This is a genomic window from Janthinobacterium sp. PSRC1-1, from assembly GCF_049897525.1.
GTDB classification, from domain to species: domain Bacteria; phylum Pseudomonadota; class Gammaproteobacteria; order Burkholderiales; family Burkholderiaceae_D; genus Janthinobacterium; species Janthinobacterium tructae.
The window spans coordinates 91,008-111,185 of sequence record NZ_JAFCWK010000014.1; the positions used below are offsets into that span (position 1 = coordinate 91,008).

19 protein-coding genes are annotated in these 20,178 nt (G+C 62.5%); 8 read left to right on the forward strand and 11 right to left on the reverse strand.

What is annotated here, in order from left to right; genetic code table 11:
- Positions 1-14: 14 nt before the first annotated feature.
- Positions 15-2,111, forward strand: a complete 2,097-nt coding sequence (gene pbpC, locus ACP7DW_RS24455; protein WP_426057054.1) for a penicillin-binding protein 1C — start codon at positions 15-17, stop codon at positions 2,109-2,111.
- On the opposite strand, the gene ACP7DW_RS24460 is transcribed toward pbpC, so the two are convergent.
- The 4 genes from ACP7DW_RS24460 to ACP7DW_RS24475 form a co-directional block, all read right to left on the reverse strand.
- Complete coding sequence (locus ACP7DW_RS24460) at positions 2,112-3,734, reverse strand: type VI lipase adapter Tla3 domain-containing protein (RefSeq protein WP_426056990.1); 1,623 nt, start codon at positions 3,732-3,734, stop codon at positions 2,112-2,114.
- A 113-nt stretch (positions 3,735-3,847) separates the two neighbouring features.
- On the reverse strand, positions 3,848-6,166 hold the full coding sequence (locus tag ACP7DW_RS24465) for a T6SS effector phospholipase Tle3 domain-containing protein (RefSeq protein WP_426056989.1): 2,319 nt from the start codon (positions 6,164-6,166) through the stop codon (positions 3,848-3,850).
- Positions 6,167-6,275: 109 nt separating this feature from the next.
- Positions 6,276-6,509 (reverse strand): hypothetical protein, encoded by a 234-nt coding sequence (locus ACP7DW_RS24470; RefSeq protein ID WP_426056988.1) that lies wholly within the window; start codon positions 6,507-6,509, stop codon positions 6,276-6,278.
- A 54-nt stretch (positions 6,510-6,563) separates the two neighbouring features.
- Positions 6,564-7,244: a hypothetical protein gene (locus ACP7DW_RS24475; protein ID WP_426056987.1), complete on the reverse strand. Its 681-nt coding sequence runs from the start codon at positions 7,242-7,244 to the stop codon at positions 6,564-6,566.
- A 162-nt stretch (positions 7,245-7,406) separates the two neighbouring features.
- On the opposite strand from ACP7DW_RS24475, the gene ACP7DW_RS24480 reads away from it, so the two are divergent.
- Entirely contained in the window at positions 7,407-7,925 is a 519-nt protein-coding gene (locus tag ACP7DW_RS24480) for a hypothetical protein (RefSeq protein ID WP_426056986.1), read from the forward strand.
- A 1-nt stretch (position 7,926) separates the two neighbouring features.
- Here ACP7DW_RS24480 and ACP7DW_RS24485 read toward each other — a convergent pair whose 3' ends face one another.
- From ACP7DW_RS24485 to ACP7DW_RS24515, 7 genes are all read right to left on the reverse strand, one after another.
- Positions 7,927-8,223 (reverse strand): hypothetical protein, encoded by a 297-nt coding sequence (locus ACP7DW_RS24485; protein ID WP_426056985.1) that lies wholly within the window; start codon positions 8,221-8,223, stop codon positions 7,927-7,929.
- Between the two features lie 100 nt (positions 8,224-8,323).
- A complete protein-coding gene (locus tag ACP7DW_RS24490) occupies positions 8,324-9,670 on the reverse strand; it encodes a sigma-54-dependent transcriptional regulator (RefSeq protein WP_081344829.1) in 1,347 nt (448 codons plus the stop codon).
- Positions 9,670-11,568, reverse strand: coding sequence for a sensor histidine kinase (locus tag ACP7DW_RS24495; RefSeq protein WP_426056984.1), 1,899 nt, complete (start codon positions 11,566-11,568; stop codon positions 9,670-9,672). The genes ACP7DW_RS24490 and ACP7DW_RS24495 overlap by 1 nt, the downstream gene beginning before the upstream one ends.
- Before the next feature lie 30 nt (positions 11,569-11,598).
- Positions 11,599-12,390 carry an ABC transporter ATP-binding protein gene (locus tag ACP7DW_RS24500; protein ID WP_426056983.1) on the reverse strand — a complete coding sequence of 264 codons (792 nt, stop codon included), beginning with the start codon at positions 12,388-12,390 and terminating at the stop codon, positions 11,599-11,601.
- 11 nt (positions 12,391-12,401) lie between these two features.
- Positions 12,402-13,211 (reverse strand): ABC transporter permease, encoded by an 810-nt coding sequence (locus ACP7DW_RS24505; protein WP_373629728.1) that lies wholly within the window; start codon positions 13,209-13,211, stop codon positions 12,402-12,404.
- A 27-nt stretch (positions 13,212-13,238) separates the two neighbouring features.
- Positions 13,239-14,240 (reverse strand): ABC transporter substrate-binding protein, encoded by a 1,002-nt coding sequence (locus tag ACP7DW_RS24510; RefSeq protein ID WP_298412005.1) that lies wholly within the window; start codon positions 14,238-14,240, stop codon positions 13,239-13,241.
- Between the two features lie 372 nt (positions 14,241-14,612).
- A complete protein-coding gene (locus tag ACP7DW_RS24515) occupies positions 14,613-14,849 on the reverse strand; it encodes a hypothetical protein (protein WP_426056982.1) in 237 nt (78 codons plus the stop codon).
- A gap of 415 nt (positions 14,850-15,264) precedes the next feature.
- Between ACP7DW_RS24515 and ACP7DW_RS24520 the strand changes: the two genes are divergently transcribed.
- The 6 genes from ACP7DW_RS24520 (at position 15,265) to ACP7DW_RS24545 (ending at position 20,073) form a co-directional block, all read left to right on the forward strand.
- Entirely contained in the window at positions 15,265-15,801 is a 537-nt protein-coding gene (locus tag ACP7DW_RS24520) for a winged helix-turn-helix domain-containing protein (RefSeq protein WP_099760033.1), read from the forward strand.
- Between the two features lie 326 nt (positions 15,802-16,127).
- Positions 16,128-17,000, forward strand: coding sequence for a zinc-dependent peptidase (locus ACP7DW_RS24525; RefSeq protein ID WP_426056981.1), 873 nt, complete (start codon positions 16,128-16,130; stop codon positions 16,998-17,000).
- Between the two features lie 112 nt (positions 17,001-17,112).
- Entirely contained in the window at positions 17,113-17,943 is an 831-nt protein-coding gene (locus ACP7DW_RS24530; RefSeq protein ID WP_426056980.1) for a transporter substrate-binding domain-containing protein, read from the forward strand.
- Between the two features lie 14 nt (positions 17,944-17,957).
- Positions 17,958-18,641, forward strand: a complete 684-nt coding sequence (locus ACP7DW_RS24535) for an amino acid ABC transporter permease (RefSeq protein ID WP_426056979.1) — start codon at positions 17,958-17,960, stop codon at positions 18,639-18,641.
- Positions 18,641-19,333 carry an amino acid ABC transporter permease gene (locus ACP7DW_RS24540; RefSeq protein ID WP_426056978.1) on the forward strand — a complete coding sequence of 231 codons (693 nt, stop codon included), beginning with the start codon at positions 18,641-18,643 and terminating at the stop codon, positions 19,331-19,333. Before ACP7DW_RS24535 ends, ACP7DW_RS24540 begins: the two co-directional genes overlap by 1 nt.
- Positions 19,330-20,073, forward strand: coding sequence for an amino acid ABC transporter ATP-binding protein (locus tag ACP7DW_RS24545; protein WP_426056977.1), 744 nt, complete (start codon positions 19,330-19,332; stop codon positions 20,071-20,073). The genes ACP7DW_RS24540 and ACP7DW_RS24545 overlap by 4 nt, the downstream gene beginning before the upstream one ends.
- Positions 20,074-20,178: the final 105 nt, after the last annotated feature.

Below are 20,178 nucleotides of genomic sequence, written 5' to 3' on the forward strand. Positions count from 1 at the left end.
GTCTGGCATTGATGATGGGCTGCCTGCTGGCTGGCCCGGCCGTCGCTGAAGCGATATTGACGCCGGGCCAGGTGCAGGCCGCCTACCGCAGTTCGGAAGCGCAATTGCTGGACCGCAGCGGCGCGCCGCTGCAATCGTTACGCGTGGACATGAAGGTGCGGCGCTTGCCGTGGGTGCCGCTGGTCGATATTTCTCCCGCCGTGCAGCAAGCCGTGCTGCTGGCGGAAGACCAGCGCTTCATGCGCCATGGCGGCGTGGATGTGTCCGCGCTGGCCACGGCCGCCTGGGACAATCTGTTTTCGAAAAAGCCCCGGGGCGCCTCGACCATCACCATGCAGCTGGCGGGCCAGCTCGATGCGGACTTGCAGGCTCAAGCGGGTGGACGCAGCCTGCGCCAGAAATGGGACCAGATGCGTGCCGCCCAGGCCATCGAGGATAGCTGGAGCAAGGCGCAGATTTTTGAAGCGTACTTGAACCTCGTGTCGTTCCGCGGCGAGCTGCAAGGCATCGCCTCCGCCTCGCACAGCCTGTTCGGCAAGGCGCCGTCCGGCCTGAACCAGACCGATGGCATCATTTTGGCCAGCCTGGTGCGCGCGCCAAATGCGCCGCCGGCCACCGTCACGCGCCGCGCCTGCGCGCTGGCGAAGGAATGGCGCATGGACAGCAGTTGCCAGCTGATCGGCCAGCGCGTGCAGACGGCCCTGCAGCGCACGGCCCTGTACGCCGACCTCGCGCCGGCGCCGCAGGTGGCGCAGCAGCTGCTCAAGCAATCGGGCGCCGCCGTGCGTAGCACACTCGATGGTCCCCTGCAGCGTTTCGCGCAGGAAAATCTGCGCCAGCAACTGGCCTCCTTGCGCGAACGCAATGTCAACGATGGCTCCATCATCGTGCTCGACAACCGCAGCGGAGAAGTCCTTGCCTACGTCGGCAACGCGGGCGGTAGCCACGTCGATGGCGTGGCGGCCCTGCGCCAGGCCGGTTCCACCCTGAAACCGTTTTTATATGAACTGGCCATCGAGCGCCGGCTGATGACGGCCGCCTCCGTCATGGACGACTCGCCGCTCGACGTCGCCACGGCGTCGGGCATGTATGCGCCGCAAAACTACGACCGCAATTTCAAGGGCTACGTCAGCGCCCGCACCAGCCTGGCCAGCTCGCTCAACATTCCCGCCGTGCGCACGGTGCTGCTGACGGGGCAGGACGGCTTTTACAACCGCCTGAAGGACGTGGGCCTGTCGAGCCTGACGGAACCGGCCGAATACTACGGCCCCTCGCTGGCGCTGGGCTCGTCCGAAGTGACCCTGCTGGAACTGGCCAACGCCTACCGCGCGCTGGCCAATGACGGGCTCTACAGCACCGCCAGCCTGCAGCCGGGGCAGGCGGGCAAGGACAGGCGCCGCGTGATGGAAGCGGGCGCCGCCTTCATCGTTGGCGACATCCTGGCCGACCGCGCCGCGCGCAGCATGACCTTTGGTTTGCGCAACGAGCTGGGGACGAATTTCTGGAGCGCTGTCAAGACGGGCACGAGCAAGGACATGCGCGACAACTGGTGCATGGGCTATTCGGCGCGCTACACGGTAGGCGTGTGGGTGGGCAATTTCGACGGCAAGCCCATGTGGGACGTGTCGGGCGTGACGGGCGCCGCGCCCGTGTGGCGCGACGTCATGGATTATCTGCACAAGAACGTGCCCAGCCACGCGCCGAAAGCGCCACCGGGCGTGCTGCAGCAGATGGTGGCGTACCAGCCCGCGCTGGAAGCGCCGCGCCGCGAATGGTTTATCGCAGGCACGGAAAGCCCCGTCATCGCCGTGCTGGGCGACACCGTGAAGCCGCCCGCCATCGTGTATCCGGCCGAGGACAGCATCCTCGCCATCGACCCCGACATCCCGCCCGCCCTGCAGCGCGTGTTCTTCCAGGCGCAGGGTAGCCACGGCTTGCGCTGGGTGCTCGACGGCAAGGATATGGGCGGCGCAGCGGAGAGCATCAGCTGGCGCCCCGTGCCGGGGAAGCACGCGCTGGCGCTCGTCGATGCTGCCGGCAAGACGGTGGCAAGGGTGGCGTTCCAGGTGCGGGGGAATGCGCTGGCGCAGCTTGCCGTACAGGGAAAATAATCAGTTCGATGGATAGTTCGCCGGGTCGATGGCCGGCGTGGCGTAATGCCGCAGCACATCGCCGCCGTGCGGGTGTTTTTGCGTACGGCGTTTTTCGTCCGATGGCGGACTCACCAGCACGATAGTCGCTTCCTCCGGATTGCGCAGATTCACCACCGCGCTGACGCCGCCATCGCGGTAACTGCCCATCACGCCGATGGCCATCTGCACGAACAGGGTGGCCGCGCCCGTGTTGCCCAGGCGCTGGTCCGTGTCTATCCACTGCGCCGTGTTGCCGCTGTCGAGTTCCGTGCCGCCATCTTCCGCATGGCTCAGCAAGGTCTTGTGCAGCGCAATCAGCTGGGCCTGATTGCCACCGGTGGCGGCGACCAGGCGCGCCGGCGCGGCGGGACGCTCGGCTTCCGGCAAGCTGCGCAAGGCTTGCTGCCAGCCCGCCTGCAAGGCGTGTTCGCGCTGGTCGCGCCGCGTGAGCAGTTTGCCATCCTTGTCGACCATCCTGACGAATGTGGGCCGGTGGATGAAGCCGAAGGTCGGCAGGCGGTCCAGCTGGGCCAGCTGCTCCTTGTTGAAGGGCAGGGGAAACCAGGGCGTGGGTTGCCAGTCTTTCGGTGGCTGATAAGTCTTGTGCTTGAGCCTGTCGACCATGCTGAACGTGCCCGTGCCGCGGATATCGGAGCGCTGGGCGAATTGCGCGGCGATTGGGAGCCATTCGGCAACTAAAGGTGGGCGCTGCGTAATGGCTGACGGATCGCTTTCCAGGCGTGCCTGCGGCACGGTTCCTTTCAGATGATCGTATGCCAGATACAGCCGCCGCGCCACGCCGTAGGTATTCAAATCATCGACGCTGTCTTCGGGTGGCGCATCGTCATAGGCGAACTTGCGCACGGCGTCGATGCGCTCGCGCCGCGCCAGCACGAACAGGGCGGAGGCGTCGGGCATTTCGGGGATGTAGCGGCCGTCCTTGACCAGTGATGGCGAATCAATGGGCCGGTACAGATCGCGCGTGGGCGTGCTGTCTTCGGAATTGAGCACGATGTACGGTACGTCGGGGTTGGCGTCAAAAAAGGCGAACACGTCTTCCAGGATACGGTCCGGATGCTCGCTGAAGCGGCGCGGGCCGGCAATGAACAGATGCCAGTGCAGACCGGAGGGGGCGGCGCCAGCGGCCAAACCTATTACCGGCGCATCGGGGCGGTCCAGCATGCGTGAATTAAAGATAGGTGGTTCTGCGTTAAACACGGGCACACCAAAATACATGGGGATGTACTTTGCGCCATTTTCCAGCGCATCACCACTGCGCCCCCCCGACATCCCGGATCTTTCCATGGCATCCCATGGATATTTTTCCTTGTCCTGTTCGCGGATGCTGGCATAGGCGTTTCCCTTCTGCAGGGCTTCCCACAGCTTGCCCTGACGATACATGTCCAGGGTGACGCCGAGACCGATGACTTCCAGCACATATTCCCGCTTGTCCTGTTCGCTGGGCGCCGCTTGTTGCACTTGCGGCTGTGCGATGGGCAGAGGCTTGGACGAATGCAGCCAGCGTGCGCCAAGCAATGCGGCCGCCACGATGGGTGGGATCAGCAAGAGCCATTGCAAGTGCTTCCATATTTTGCTGCTCATCGTTGCCTCCAGCAAGAAAGGTGAGTGATTGCTCAGTGCAGCCCAAAGCAGTAGCAGTGCCAGTGCACCAAGGCCAGCACCGAGCGGATACGTCAAGCGCGGAAGCAAGTTTTTCATTTTGGGATGTCATCGCTGGCTTTGTGGACGACTGGCGTGATGACCGATTCGGTGCGTCTGCCCGTTACGGTTTCACACACGACGGTGGAGGGCAAGCCAGCTTGCAGGGCAGGTAACCAGGCCGGTAGCACTCCCGAACTGTAGTATTGGGCATTACCTTCGACAATTTGTCTGCGTTGCGTGGATTCAGATGCCCAATAGATACCAAATTGCGTCAGGAACTCTTCCCATCTGCGAATAGACGGCCGGTGAGGTATCAGTGCATCTCGTTGCATTCGCCAATCCGCCACCGCACACAAATACCGGTAAAACTTCGGATCGCTGGAGGCCTTGCCGCCACCGATGGCCACGTCATACGCCGTTACGTTGCGGTGGTTTTCCGCGTTGCCGATGATGGCGCCGTGGAAGGATTTGGGGCTGACCTCGTTCTGCCAGCGTTTGCGCGCCTGGTTTGGGGTTTCCAGTGGATCGATGTACAGCAGGTCGCCGCCGCGCGGGTAGCGGGCCACGCGTTCCAGCTTGCGCCAGTCTCCCGGTTCTTTGCCCAGATTGAGCGCTTGCTCCACCTGTTTGAGTGCGGACGGACTGAAGGGGCCATAGTTGTACTCCGATTTCCGGTCGTGCAGGGGGCGTGGGTCATCGACAACTTCCCTCGGGAGTTTTCGCACGCCTTTTTTACTGGTAATGGCGATGGCCGCATCGATCGGGTCGACCTCTTCGCACGGTCCTTGCTGGTCGCGCGGCAGCTTGGCCTGGGCGGAATCCTTGGGGAATTGCCCAGGGCGGATCTCGCCGCCGTCCAGCACGGCCGCCCTGGGCGCGCGCAGCGCTTCGCCATTGATCGTGCGTAAGCCTTCACGCCGACCTGATTCCGTTGAAAAGATATTCCATTTGCCGGGTTTGACGGGCGGCCACGGCGTCTCGTCGTGCATGCCGCGGTGGCCGCGGTTGGCGGCGGCCACGTGGGCATGGTCGTCCTCGCCTTCCAGGCGCAGGGCAAAGTCGTGCGGCGGCTGGCCCACCAGCACCGGCCCTCTGTTCTTGCCAGCCGCGTCAAGGCGCTGTTTGTTGGTGAATACGCGCTGGTAAAATCCCTTGCCCAGCTCCGCCAGCGGCTGGTGGCGCTGGAGTTCCTTTTCCCAGTAGGTGGGGCCGTCACCCCAGATGCTTTTGTCCGTCTTGCCCTTGGTCTTGGACAGGCCATGACCGTCGATGTGGTCGGGTATGCCCTGCCAGCCGATGCCCTGCATATTGTCCAGCGCTACCGTCATGTCTTCGGGGCAAAAGTACAGGTAGACCTTGCCCCGGTTGTCGCGGTCCGCTTCCGCGCGCCATGCCGCGCCGGCCATGCCGTGACAGATGGCGTGATCCTTGATCTGCGCAAAGGTGGGCGTGGCGTGCTTTTTTGCCACCACGCCCTGCACGATCTGCACCAGGGTTTGCAGGCGCGCATGCAGGGTCTGGCGGTTGTCGATGGCGTCGTACTGGTCTTCCATCACCGCATCCCGGCCGCCGCCGAAGATGCGGCTCTTTTCCGCCGCGCCGAAAAACATGGTCGTGTCTTCCACCAGGCTGTAGGGTGGATGCGTGAGGATCAAGGTGTCGGCGGGGCGCTTGCCCTCGTCGAGCAAGAAGGCCTGCGCCAGCAGCGAGATCAGACAGCCCTGGCTGTGCGCCACGATGGAGACCACGTCGTCGCTGTCGTAATCGCGGATCATGGCGATGAGCGCGGCCAGGCGCTTGGCGGCCAGCACCATGTACATGCGGCCAGGCGCCGTCATCAGGGGCCGCACGGGGTCGCCGCCCACGTCGTAGGGCGAGAACAGCCCCTTGTTCCACATGTCCGGCAGGGTGTTGGTGGCATTGCCGAACGGGCCGCCGTTCTTCGACATGTCCTTGTCGAGGCGATTGCCGTAGCGGTCCGTGTTCTGGCCGTTGACCACTTTGCTGGCGTTGGCTTGTTCACGATAGCCCCAGTAAAACGGGATCACGGGGCTGTATGTCGTGTCATCAGGCTGGCGCTTGAAAAAGATGGCGTCCGGATCGGCGATCACTTCACGCTTGTCGGATTCCTGCGGCATACGGTACGCGGCTGGGGTGAACACGTGGCCGCCGCCGTACATGCGCGCGTCGAGTCCCTGGCATAAACCCTTTTCCACGGCGCCGAAACTGGTGCCCACGTCATTGACGCCATGGATGACGATGACGTTGCCCGGCAGCTCAGGGCGGATGCGCACGATGGCGTCCTGCATGCGGTCGCAGTGCAGCAGGGCGCTGCTCTTGCCGCTGACATACGGAAGTTTGGGATACGCCATCGCCGCTCCATGCTGACCAGACAGGACAGTGTAGAGGGGCGCGACGGCGGATTAGTTGTGCTTGCGCAAACTTTGCGAGGAAGCAGGCTGCGATGCGCGGCGGATGGTCCTATCGCTGGGCCAGTTTTTTGTCTGCCAGGCCAGGTGCCAGCCACAGCAGCAATATCCAGAGAAGAAAAGAAAGGCAACGCTGCAGCGGCACGCAGCACAGGCTGAAAATAGTGACCCAGGCCAAAGAAAGCGTGCGTGGTACTTGCGCGCAATCGAGCAGCCACAGCGTGGCGCCCATGGCGAGAAACATCACAGGCATGGCAAACCACCATTTGCGTTCGATCTGCGACATGATTTCCTGATAAGAAGTGTTTATCCCCGATTCTAACGTAAAAGTTGTCAAAAATTACGGCGCACTGAGGATGTTCGTCAGTGCGATACGATACGCCGGCTGCACCTCGCCATCCTGGTCCAGCTTGTCCGTCATGATCACGCCGAAGCCTTGCGCGTACCACACGTATTCGCCGCTTTTGCCACGGCTCTTGCCACCGACGTCGCGCAGTTCGAACTTGCAGGCGTCGGGGAAGCGGCGCCCGCCCAGTTCCAAGCGTTCCCAGCCCAGGAAAGTGATCGAGAAATCGCGTTTATCGGTGCGCGTGGAGGTGGTGATCTTGTCGGACAGGCCCGCCAGCGGGTAGTGGGTGCTCGTTTGCGTGTCCGTGAACTGCACGCGCACTTCCTGGCCGGGGCGCATGGCGGCGGGGATGGCGGACTGCGGCGCGTAGACGTTCTTGCTGCGCACCGTGCCGTCTTCGTTGTAATGGATCGTGCCCGTCAGGAAGACCTGGCCGTCGCGGATGTCCTGGTAGGACGTGGCCAGCAGGACGCCGCCGTCGAGGATCAGCTGCGTACCCTTGAGTTTCTTGCCCTCGAAGATTTCCTCGACGTTGACTTGCGCGTCGCCATTGTTCTTGCTGAACTTGATGCCCGTCGTCAGTTCCATGCATTCGCCCACCGTGGGCGCCGCCTGTGCACCGGCGGCGGCCAGTACGCCTGCCGCCACCATCGTTTGCCATGCTGCTTTCATTGCCATCCTTGTTATTTTTTAATGATGCGATGATAGCGTGCGGCTACTGTTCACTTGTGCACGATTGCCTTATGCTCGAGCTGCAGGCGGCATCAGGACCACCTGCGACTGGCATCAGCGGGCCGCGCGTTTCGCGGCATGGATCGTTGCAGGAGTTAGCCCATGACATTACGATTATCGATATTGCTGTCCCTGCTGTGCGGCGCGCTCGCGCTGCCAGCCGCGCAGGCGGAAGATGCGCCGTATGCCATGCGCGCCGCTTCGGCGCCTGTGCCAGGCGCGCTGGATCTGGGCTTCATGAATGAGGCGCCCAACCGGAAATTCAAGCGGCGCGTGGACTTGTCCGCCATCACCCGTGCCGACGACCTGGCGGTCGTCAAGGCGGCCATCAATCCGATCGTGCAATTTTTCCAGGTGACAGGGCAGGTACGCCAGCCTGCGCATGCGATACGGATGGTGACGACCCGCAACGGCGAACTGGCCTTGATCAAGCCGCCGCGTATCGATGACTACAATTATCTTCTTGCGCGCCGCTTATGGAACTGGACCGTGCATGACGCACAGACCATCAGCTTGACGGTCGAGTTCGTGGGACTCAGTCATACTCAGCCCCACTATTCCAACACCTATGTCTTTGCCGAACGCTATGGCACCTGGCTGTTCGACCGCCACGTGCTGTAGTTCAGCGCGGCGTCGCTGGTGGCGAGGTGGCCGGACCGCTGGCGGCCGGGGTGTCCGGCGTGGCCACGGGCTTGCCGCGTCGGCTGCGCTTGTCCGTGCGCGCCTTGGCGGGCTTGGTGTCGTGCACCAGCTTGCCTTTGTTGTCGAGTTTGTCGGACTGGTCCGATTTCTGTCCCGGATCATTCGGGTTATTGGTGTGGTTGCCCGTCTGGTTGACATTGGTCGTCGACTGGGCTTGCACCCAGGCGCCGCCCACGGTCATCAGGGTGGCGGCCAGCAAGAGAGCGGCGGTTTTCATGGCAGTGTCCTGTGCAGAAGTTGAGCCTGCATTCTCACACAGGATGCCGTCGGCACGGGTAGGACGCCGCCTCATGGCTGTGTCGGCTACTTGCTACTGATCAACGGAATTGTTCCGTCGAGATATCGAAGCGCTTGAGCTTGTCGTACAGGGTTTTCTTCGGGATATTCAAAGCAGCCGCCGCATCGATGACGTTGCCGTTGTGGCGGCGCAAGGCCTCCTCGATGATGGAAATCTCGAAGGTGTCGACTTGCTCGGCCAGCGACGCTTCGCGGCAGCCGGCCGGGCTCAGGGTGTCGTCGAGCAAGCCCAGCACGAAGCGGTCGGCCACGTTGTGCAGTTCGCGCACGTTACCGGCCCAGCGCTGCGCCATCAGGGAGGCGATCAGTTCGCCGCTGACGAGGGCGGCCGGCTGGCCGTAGCGCAGCGCTGCCTGCAGCACGAAAAATTCGAACAGCAGCGGGATATCCTCGCGCCGGTTGCGCAGGGCGGGCAGGGTGAGGCTGGCCACGTTCAGGCGGTAATACAGGTCGGGCCGGAATTTTCCCTGTTCGGCCAGCACGCTCAAGTCTTCCTTGGCGGCGGCGATCACGCGGAAATTCACGGATATCAATTTGTTCGAGCCCAGGCGTTCGACTTGCCTTTCCTGCAGTACGCGCAGCAGTTTGACTTGCAGGGCCAGCGGCATGCTTTCGATTTCATCGAGGAACAGGGTGCCGCCATTCGCGTATTCGATCTTGCCGATGCGCTGGCGCTGCGCGCCCGTGAATGCGCCTTCCTCGTGGCCGAACAGTTCCGATTCAAAGATCGATTCGGGCAGGGCGCCGCAATTGATGGCCACGAAAGGGTGGTCGCGCCGTTCGCTGAAGTCGTGCAGGCAGCGCGCGATCAGTTCCTTGCCGGTGCCCGTTTCACCGAGGATGATGATGTCGGCCGACTTCGGCGCCAGGTTCAGCACCAGCTGGCGCACCTTGGCCATGGCCGCGCTGCGGCCCACGATGCGCGCCTCGATGCCGACCCGCTGCTCGAGCTGGCGGCGCAAATTCATGTTTTCCAGCACCAGATGGCGTTTATCCAGGGCGCGGCGACATACTTCCACCAGCAAGTCGGCGGAAAACGGTTTTTCGATGAAGTCGTAGGCGCCGCGGCGCATGGCGCCCACGGCCATCGACACGTCGCCGTGGCCCGTGACGAGGATGACGGGCAGGCTGGCATCCTGCGCCACGGCGATATCGAGCAATTTCAAGCCATCCATGCCGGGCAGCTTGATATCGCTCAATAAAATGCCGGCAAATTCGGGCACCAGCCAGGGCAGCGCTTCCTCGGCCGTGGCGACGGCCGTCACTTGCAGCCCTGCCAGTTCCAGCGATTGCCGGGCGCCCTTGCGCACGACGGCGTCGTCTTCCACCAGCAGCACTTGCATGCCTTCAAAATTATTCTCGTGCATCAGATGTTTCCTTCGTCTCTCTCCCCCGGGTCGCAGCTCAGGGTGATGGTAAATTGTGCGCCGCCCCCTTCCTGCGCGCTGCGGTTGCGCACGGCCAGTGCGCTGCCGGCCGCGCGCAGTATGCCTGCGCTGATCGATAATCCCAAGCCCAGTCCGTGTTCCTTGGTGGTATAGAAGGGATCGAAGATCTTGTCGAGCGAGGCCAGCGGGATGCCGGGGCCATTATCGGTGATATGCAGCACAGCAAGGCTACCTTCGCGGCGCACCTGGAACCATATCTGCACGGGCTCGCTTTCCGGCACGGCATCCATGGCGTTGGTGATCAGATTGGTAAACACCTGTTCCAGGCCGATGGCGTTGCACAGCACGATGATGTCGTCCTCCAGCCAGCTTTCATGCAGGGTCAGGCGTTGCGAATGCTTGCGCGTGCGGATTTGCAGCATGGTTTGCGCAAACGCCTGGCGCACGCTGACGGGTTTGCGCGCATCGTCGCTGCGCCGCGCAAAGCCTTTCAATTGCGAGGTGACATAGCCGAGGCGCTTGACGAGGTCGGAAATGGTCGACAGGTTGTCGAGCGCATCGTCGATGCGCCCGCGTGCCAGGAACACCTTGGCATTGTCGGAAAAGGTCTGCAGGGCGGCCAGCGGCTGGTTCAGCTCGTGCGTGACGCCGGCCGCCATCTGGCCGATGGCCGCCAGCTTGCCGCTTTGCACCAGTTCCGCCTGGGCATAGCGCAAGGTTTGCTCGGCCCGCTCGCGCTCGGCCACTTCCGCCTGCAGCCGGCCATTCGCGTGCACCAGGTCGGCTGTGCGCTGCTCGACCTTGATTTCCAGCTGTTCATAGGCGCGCGCCAGGGTTTGTTGCGCATTGAGTTTGTCGGCGATGCGGCGCCGGCGCTGGCGCGCATACATCAGGGCCAGCAGCAGCAAGGCCCAGCCCAGCGCGGCGGCCATGGCCGCGTTGCGCGCCGCCTCGTTCACCTGGTCGAGTTCGGCCAGCACGGTGATTTGCCATTGCAGCGGACCGAGCGCGCGGTTCACGGCCAGATAGTCCACCTTCTCGGCGCTGCCGGACAGGGCCGGCGTGTCGCCCGACTGCTGGCGCTCCAGGGTCATGACGCTGGCGCCGTCGGCGAACTGGCGCAGCACCTTGTGCGGCAGGATGGGCAGGTTTTCCTGCAGGAACTGTCGCTGTGCGCTGATATCGTTCTTCGCGGCCGGCGACAAAGGCGCCAGGGTCTTGAACTTGAAGGCGGGTGTGGTGGCCAGGATGATCACGCCATTCGCATCCTTGACCCAGATCTGTTCGCCCGCACCGGGCGTGCGCCACGATTGCTCGATCCAGTCCAGGTTGACCTTGGCGGCGACGATGCCGAGGATGCGCCCGTCGCGCTGCACGGGCTGGGAAATGAAATAGCCGGCCTCGAAGGTGGAAAAGCCGATGCCGTAGAAGCGGCCGATGCCGCCTGCAATCGCGTTCTTGAAATAGGGGCGGAAGCCGTAGTTGACGCCCACGTAGGAGCTGCGGTCTTGCCAGTTGCTCGACGCCAGGGTCGTGCCCTTGTCATCGAGCACGTAGACGGCAAAGGCGCCTGCGCGGCGGTTCATGTCGACCAGGTAGGCGTTGATCTGCGTGACGCTGTCGGCGCTGGGCTGCTCCAGCAGTTGCGCCACGGCATCGCTCTGGGCCACGGCCAGGGGCAGGAATTCGTATTTGTTGAGGGCGCCGCCGATGGACGCCGCATACAGTTCCGCGCGCGAATCGAGCGTGCGGTGCAATTCATCGAGCTGGCGCTGCTTGACCCAGGCATACGACGCCCACGTCAGCAGGACCAGCGAGCCCACGGCCAGCAGGGGGGCGAATAGCTTTGGGGTCTGACCCGGCGGGTCAGACCCCAAATAAGTTTGCAGTCGCTTAATCAAGCTCCCTCAATCGGCCGTACTGGCCATCGTCTCGGCATTGTGATGACGCTGCTGCTCTTCCATCACCATCTCGCCCAGCATGCGCTTGAGGCGGTTGAACTCGGGGTCGCTCGGGTCGCGCGGGCGGGGCAGGTCGATGGCCACGTCGCGCTTGATGGTGCCGGGACGGTAGGTCATGACGATGGTGCGGTCGGCCAGGTAGATCGATTCCTCGATCGAGTGCGTCACAAAAACGATGGTGGTGCCGAAGACTTTCCAGATTTTCAGCAATTCATCTTGCAGGTTGCGCCGCGTCAAGGCATCCAGCGCGCCGAACGGTTCGTCCATCAGCATGATGGGCGAATCGAGGGCCAGCACGCGGGCAATCGCTACGCGCTGGCGCATGCCGCCGGACAAGTCTTTCGGGTAGCGGGCACGGAATTCCGTCAAGCCGAGCATGCTCAGCAGCATGTCGACGCGTTCGCGGATCTCGGCCGGCGTCTTGCCGGCGATTTCCAGGCCGAAGGCGATATTGCTCTCGATGCTCATCCATGGGAACAGCGCGTATTCCTGGAACACCATGCCGCGGTCGGGGCCGGGCTCGGTGATCAGCTTGCCGCCAGCCAGGATCTGGCCGGACGTCGGCTGCGAGAAGCCGGCAATGGCGTTCAAGAGGGTCGACTTGCCGCAGCCGGACGGCCCCAGCAGGCAGATGAACTCGCCGCTGGCGATTTCCAGGTTGATGTCTTTCAGGGCGATGACGTCGGCGCCGCCCGTGGTGAAGATTTTATTGACTGCATTGATATTGATCGTGGTCATGGCCGTTCCTCTCAGTGTTCCAGGCCGCGGTGCCACTGCAGCAAATGATTATTCAGGGCATTCATGGCCATATCGATGGCCAGGCCGAACAGGCCGATGGTAAACATGCCGGCGATAATTTTGTCAGACCAGAAGTACTCGCGTGCTTCCAGGATGCGGAAACCCAGGCCGCTGTTGACGGCGATCATTTCGGCCACGATCACGACGATGAAGGCCGTGCCCATGCCGATGCGCGCGCCGGCCAGAATATATGGCGTGGCCGCCGGCAGGATCACGCGGCGGAACATCGTCATCTGGCTGGCGCCCAGGTTGCGCGCGGCGCGAATATAAATGCCGTCGACCTGGCGCACGCCGGCGATGGTATTCATCAGCACGGGGAAGAAAGAACCGATGCTGATCAGGAAGAAGGCGGGCGGGTTGCCCAGGCCGAACCACAAAATCGCCAGCGGGATGTAGGCGATCGGCGGAATCGGGCGCAGCACCTGCACCAGCGGGTCGAACAGTTTATAGATGGTCTTGTTGGTGCCCATCAGCAAGCCCAGCGGCAAGGCCAGGCCGGCGCCGATGGCGAAGCCGCCCAGCACGCGCGACAGGCTGGCCCAGGCGTCGTGCGGCAGTTCGCCGGAGAACATCCACACCAGGTAATTGCCCGCTTCGGGCGTGTACGCTTGCATGGGGATCAGGTATTCATACCATTTCACGACCACGGCCACGGGCGAGGGCAGGATTTGCGGGTTGATCCAGCCGAACGTGGACAGTGCTTGCCAGAACAGCAGCACGACCACGGGCACGATGGCACCGTGCGCGAAGCGTTTCATCATTTGAATATTCATCGTGACACTTTCAGATTAGCGTGGAGCGTAGGTTTTCTTGGCTTTTTCCAGCAGGTCGAGCTTGACCCAGTCCTGGGCGGCAGGCGGCTTGGCCATGCGGCCAACGCCGAATTTCACCATGTAGTCGGTGGTCAGCTGCACGTGGCTCTGCGTGATGTCTTCCGTGAAGATGGCGTTGTCGATGGCATCGCGGTAATCGTCGGACGTGATCTGGTTCTTGAACATCGATTCGCGCACGTATTTTTCCGCCAGTTTCGGGTCGGCCAAAAATGCCCGGGTGGCGGCGACGAAGCAATCCATGAAGCGCTGGGCCACGGCCGGCTTTTCCTTGTACATCTTTTCCGTCATGACGAGGGCGCGCACGGGCTCGCCCAGCGGCGTGTCATACGGCTTGAGGATGGCCGCGCCGTATTTCTTGTGGATCGCCTGCGTGGAGTAGGGCTCGGACTGGCTCATGACGTCGATGTCTTTCGTCAAGAGAGCCTGGTTCAGGTCCGGGTAGCCCATATACAGGATCTGCACGTCCTTGCCCGGCTTGTCGGACCAGGTCAGCTTGGCCTTGGACAGTTCGGCAAACAGCAGGATTTCCTGCGGGCCGCCGCGCGTGACGCCGACTTTCTTGCCTTTCAGGTCGGCAATGCCCTTGATGTTCAGGTCGGGACGCCCGACGATTTGCACGCCGCCCTTGGCGAAGCCGCCCACCAGGTACACGGGCAAGCCCGTGGCGCGGCCCGTGATGGCCGCTTCCAGCGCGCTGGCGGAGACGTCGATTTCGCCGGCGATCATGGCCGGCACGATGTCGAGGCCCTTGGCGAAGATGCGTTCCTCGATTTTCAGGTCGTATTTGGGTGCGATTTCCTTCATGTAGGCGACGGCGCCGTAATGGGCGAATTTCAGGTTGCCCAGGCGGACCAGGTCGGCCGCATGGACGGCCAGCGGGAATTGCGCGGCCAGTGCGACGGCCACGGCCAGTGCCTTGGTGTTAAGGAAGGACGAGATGCGGAAGGTGCGTGCCATGCTGTTGTCTCCAAAAGGTAGATGGTTTTATATAGTGGGTCAGGCTGCCGCTCTGATGGCGGTTATGAAAATATAAAAGCATCTTCCGTGCCAGTGGAGCGCATTTTGGCGTTTATTGCAAGTGATTGTTTATAAAGGTTTAATTTGATTCTATTGAAAATGGAAAATAGCGATATTCCGTCTTTCCGCACGGCGAGGGGAAAGGGTGTGCGGATTGCCGCGTTCCGGGCGCGGCGCATGCCGGTGAACCTTCACGGCGTGGCCGACTCCAATCGTAAAAAAACGCGTTGCAAACAGGCTGGCAACGCGTAACTCCCCCGTGGAGTAGGGGCGGCGCCGCGCGGGCGCCTGATCGATCGCCAGTTGGCGGGCTTATTTCGGCGCCGTGGCGGGCGGCAGTGCCGGCGCGGTGGCTGGGTCGGTCAGCGGCGCGGGCGGCGTCACGCGGCCGGGGCCGGCTTCCGGCATGGCCGGTGTGACGGGGGCGGGCATCACCTGCGGGACGGAAGCGGGGGTCGGTGCCATTTCGGGCAGGGGCGCATCTGCCGGTTTTTTACAGGCGGACACAGTGACGAGCAAGGCGGCGGCCAACAGGGCAGGTATTTTCATGATGATTCCTTTGCAAGAGTCGAGGTATCACGATGCGGGCAGCGGGCGCCGCGCGTGAAGCTTGAATTTATGGCAAGAATACCGATGCTTCTGTTCGCCACTTCACCTTGAACGCAGAAATGTCACTGCATGTAGTAGATGCTTTTTAGAAATAATTCAGTGGGGAAATATTTTTCACTTTCTTGTTCCTAATGTTCGTTAACGCACAGACCAAGGAAGAGCAGGGTGGCATTCTATGTCCAGACGCTCAGGATTCGTAGTGTTCTGGTATAAAAATTGCCAAGAACTTAACAATCCGGGCTACCGGCAATCGTTTAAAAGGAGTATTCAAATGCATGCAATGACTCAGTCTCACGTGAAGAGCGAATTAAAGGCAGCGCACCAGGAACTTCGTAGCCCCGAAAAAGGCTCGCAAATGGTAGAGCGCGCAGCACCCATCCCCCCGGAGCGCCTGAATCCCATTTCCATGGCACCGATCGAGCGCGTGCGTTCGACGTCGGCCACCCTGCGCCGCATCGAAAACATGCAAAAGCTGATCGGCGAATTGTCGCTGCACGAGATGCTGGCCGATGAAATCGCCTGGTTCCTCAAGTTTTCGCCATCGGGCGCCCGCAAATACATCCGCGACTTGCGCGAAGCGGGCGTGATCGAACTGGCCCGCTACATCGAAGGTACCGCCACCTACCTGGGCAAGGCAGTGTACCAGCTGACGCCAGACCCTGAGCGCGTGCGCGCCTTCCTGGCCGCCATCGTCCAGCCGAAACGTGAAGGCGCGCCACCGCGCAAGGATCGTCCCGGCCTGCGCGAGCAAAGCATGGCAGGCAGCGGCCGCCATTTCCACATCCTGGCCGATGACACGCATTACGCCATCCGCGTCAATCGCGGTCCCGTGACGCGCGATCCGCTCGTCGCTGCCCTGTTCGGTGCCCCACAGCAAAAATCTGCCGAGTAACACCTGACCAAACCTACTGCGCGTCGGGATAGGCGGCCTGCGATGCTCACCGTACCTTCGTACGGTTGCGCTTCTTAGCCACCTCTCCCTTCCGCTCGCTACGGTTTTGTCAGGCGTTGTGACGTAATAGAAGCCGGGTTGCAACCCGGCTTTTGGCGTTCAGGCAGGCCGTTTCACGTAGTCTGATTGAAAAGACTGCAAGCATCCCCATGTGGGCTGGACTACCCGCCCGTTCCGTTGCGGGTTCATTCGAAGGAGCTGTCCTTGTCTGCCTACACCGTCTCGCTTGGCCTCATTGCCATCGCTGTCCTGAAGCGGGCCGCCGCATGAATCCGCTGCTATGGATCGCCCTCGTCACGGCCGCCATCGTCTTGTCGCTGTGGTTTCCCCGCTGGCGCTTGAAGCGGGCCCTGTCCAGGCCCTTGCCGCCTGAAGGACTGGCCGTGCTGGAAAAGAATATTCCCGTGTATCCCCGCATGCCGGCGCCGCTGCAGGAACAGTTGCGCCGGCTCGTCGTGCAATTCCTGTACCAGAAGAAATTCGTCGGCTGCGGCGGGCTGGAGATCACGGACGAGATGCGCTACACCATCGCCGGCCAGGCCTGTCTGCTGCTGCTGAATCGCCAGACCCAGGTGTATCCGGAGCTCGACACCATCCTCGTGTATCCCACGGAATTCATCGTCACGCGCAATGAAGTGGGGCCGGGCGGCGTGGTCACGCCATCGGCCAACGGTTTATTGGGCGAATCCTGGGGCGATGGCCGCGTGGTGCTGGCCTGGGACCATGTACAGCGCGGCGCGGCCGACTGGACCGATGGCCACAATGTGGTGCTGCATGAATTCGCCCATCAGCTCGACAGCGAATCGGGCGCCGCAAATGGCGCGCCCTACCTGCCCAGCGTGTCGAGCTACCGCAGCTGGGCCACGGTGCTGTCGCGCGACTTCGACAACCTGCGCCATGACGCCATGGTCCAGCAGCACAGCGTGATGGACCATTACGGCGCCACGAATCCCGCCGAATTCTTTGCCGTGGCTACGGAAACCTTCTTTGAGAAGCCGTACCAGATGGCCGAGCACCACGAAGAGCTGTACGCGCAATTCTTGCAGTACTACAAGGTCGACCCGCGCGACTGGATGGCGCCGCCTGTCGAGCCCGAGCACATGGCTTCGCCATTTCCCAACTTTGCCCAGCACTGGTAGCCAGGCGACGCTCTTAGATGATTCGCTTATAAGCAAGGGTGAAAAGATTCCTTTTTGGAAATAAGAGCGCCGCGGTCTAATGGCGGCATTCGTTATCCACCAGAGGAATCCCATGCAGACCCGTCTTCACTTCGCCGCGCTTCTTTTCACCTCCATCGCCTTCACCCAGGTGGCGCAAGCGGACCAGCTGGCCGCCATCAAGGCGAAAGGCGAGCTGGTCTGCGGCACCCTGGGCACGGACGAACCGAACAGTTTTATCGACGCCAGGTCGCGCCAGCTGGTCGGCTATGAAGTGGACCTGTGCCGCGCCATTGCCCAGGGCCTCGGCGTCAAAGCGGTCGTGAAACAGCTGGCCGTGGCGGCCCGCATTCCCGAATTGCAGCAGGGGCGCATCGACATCCTGACGGCGTCCCTGACGCACAACAAGGAACGCGAAGCGCTGATCGATTTTTCCCTGTCGACGTTTTATACGGGCCAGCGCGTGCTGGTCAAAAAAAGCAGCAATATCACGACGGTGTCGGGCCTGGCCGGCAAGAAAGTGCTGACCGTCAAGGGTGGTACGCAGGAACCAAATATCCGCAAGGCCGTGCCCGGCGTGGAGGTGGTGACGTTCGAGACGGCGGGCCAGGCCTATCTCGGCTTGCAGCAAGGCAAGGGCGTCGGCTATGTCGACGATGAAGTTTCCTTGCTCAATAACTACGCCAAGCTGGGCAGTGCGCAAAAAGACTACATTGTGCTGCCGCAAAACATCAGCCAGGAAGTGTTTGCCTTCGGCATACGCAAGGGTGAGAAGGGCGTGAAAACGGCCGTCGACCAGCTGCTGCGCGGGCTGGAAAAATCGGGCGAGGCGGAAAAACTGTTTTTCAAATGGTATGGCCCGACGAGCAATGTGAAATTTGAAAAACGCACATTCAGAATTGAATCGGACAAGATCGACGCCTGAACCTTGCCTGACGCTTGCGCATGTTTGATCTGAACTTTTTGCTGGCGGGCGACTACCGCGATTGGCTGCTGTCCGGCTTGCTGCTGTCTTTGCAGCTGATGGGCATTACCTTGCTGTTTGCCCTGCCGCTGGCGTGCGGCGTGGCCATGCTGCGCCTCGCCCCGTCGCGCCTGCTTAATGGCCTGGGCGCCGCGTATGTCGAGCTGATCCGCAACGTGCCCTTGCTGGCGCACTTCCTGTTCTGGTATTTCGGCGCGCCCGAATTGCTGCCCAACACGTGGAAGGAGCGCTTGTATGCCGGCAATATCGAAGCAGCCAGCGCCATCACGGCGCTGACGCTATACACGGCTGCCTACATGGCGGAAGACCTCCGCAGCGGCATCCGCGCCATTCCTGTCCAGCAATTCGAAGCGGGCCGGGCGTTGGGCTTCAGCTTTCTCGCCACCATGCGCCTGTGCATCGTGCCGCAGGCGCTGCGGCTGGCCGCGCCGCCGCTGCTGTCGCAAACCCTGAACCTGTGGCAAAACACCAGCATCGCCACCGTCATCGGCGTGGCCGAGCTGATGTACCAGACGCAGCGCGTGGAAGCGGCCTCGTTCCGCAGCGTGGAGGCGTTCGTTGTCGCCAGCGCGGCCTATCTGGCCGTTTCGCTGCTGATCGCGGGCCTGGCGGCCTTGCTGCAAAGGAAGGTGTCCTGATGCTGGAACTCATCCACGATTACTGGCTGTATTTCCTCGTGGGACGCTATCCCGAGGGGCCGCTGGGCGGCCTGGCGCTGACGGTATTGCTGGCCAGCCTGGCGCTGGTGCTCAGCTTGCCGCTCGGCTTGCTGCTGGGGCTGGCGCGCCTGAGCCCCTGGCGCCTGCTGCGCTGGCCCATCGCCGCGCTGATCCACGTGGTGCGGGGCATCCCCTTGCTGCTCGTCATCTTCTGGGCGTATTTCTTCCTGCCCAGCATCACGGGCCACGAAAGCGGGCAATTCGGCACCATGCTGGCGGCCCTCGTCATCTTCGACGGCATTTACCTGGCGGAAATTGTGCGCGCCGGCGTGCAAGCCGTGCCCAAGGGGCAGGGGGAGGCGGCCCGTTCGCTGGGTTTGAATTACCTGGACAGCATGCGCACGGTGGTGCTGCCGCAGGCGCTGCGCCACATGCTGCCGTCCTTGGTGAACCAGTTCGTCTCGACCATCAAGGAAACCTCGCTCGGCACCATCATCGGCCTGGCGGAGGTGTCGTTCATCGCCTCGCAAGTCAATGGCCTGGTGCTGACCAAGCCCGTGCAAGTGTATTTTTTGCTGGGCATGACGTACTTTGTTTTATGTTTCAGCCTGTCGCGCGCCGCCTTCTGGCTCGAGCGGCGCCAGGCGCGTCTTTTGAAAGCGGCAGCATGATCACCTTTGACAACGTCAACAAGTACTATGGCGACTATCACGCCTTGAGCGATATCAATGAACACGTCGCCAGGGGCGAGGTGCTGGTCGTGTGCGGGCCGTCCGGCTCTGGCAAGTCGACCCTGATCCGCACCATCAACCGCCTGGAGGCGATCGCTTCGGGCCGCATCACGGTGGCCGGCCAGGACATCCACGCGCCGGGGCTGGACGTCAACGCCTTCCGCTCGCACATCGGTTTCGTCTTCCAGCAATTCAACCTGTTTCCCCATTTATCGGTGCTGGACAATTGCGCGCTGGCGCCGCAGCGCTTGCGCGGCCTGACCCGGCGCGAAGCCGAGGAGCGGGCGCTGGCCCTGCTGGAACGGGTGGGGCTGGCGCACAAGGCGCGCGCCATGCCGGCGGCCCTGTCGGGCGGGCAGCAGCAGCGCGTGGCGATTGCCCGCGCGCTGGCCATGCAGCCGCCGCTGATGCTGTTCGACGAACCGACCAGCGCGCTGGACCCGGAAATGGTGGGCGAGGTGCTGCAAGTGATGCGCGACCTGGCGCAGGGCGGCATGACCATGGTGTGCGTGACGCACGAGATGGGTTTCGCGCGCGAGGTGGCGGACCGCGTCTGGTTCATGGACCATGGGCACGTGCTGGAGCGCGCCACGCCCGAGGACTTCTTTGCGCGGCCACAACATGCGCGCGCACAACAATTCCTCTCCGATATACGCAGCCCCTTCGGTGTGTCGGCATGATTGGGCACAGGAGTGAGCGGCTGTGTGCGTAAGCGAACGGTAGTTCGCGGTGGTCAGGCGCACGCTGGAACGGTGGCGCACGGTGCGCCCGCAGCCGACCAGGAG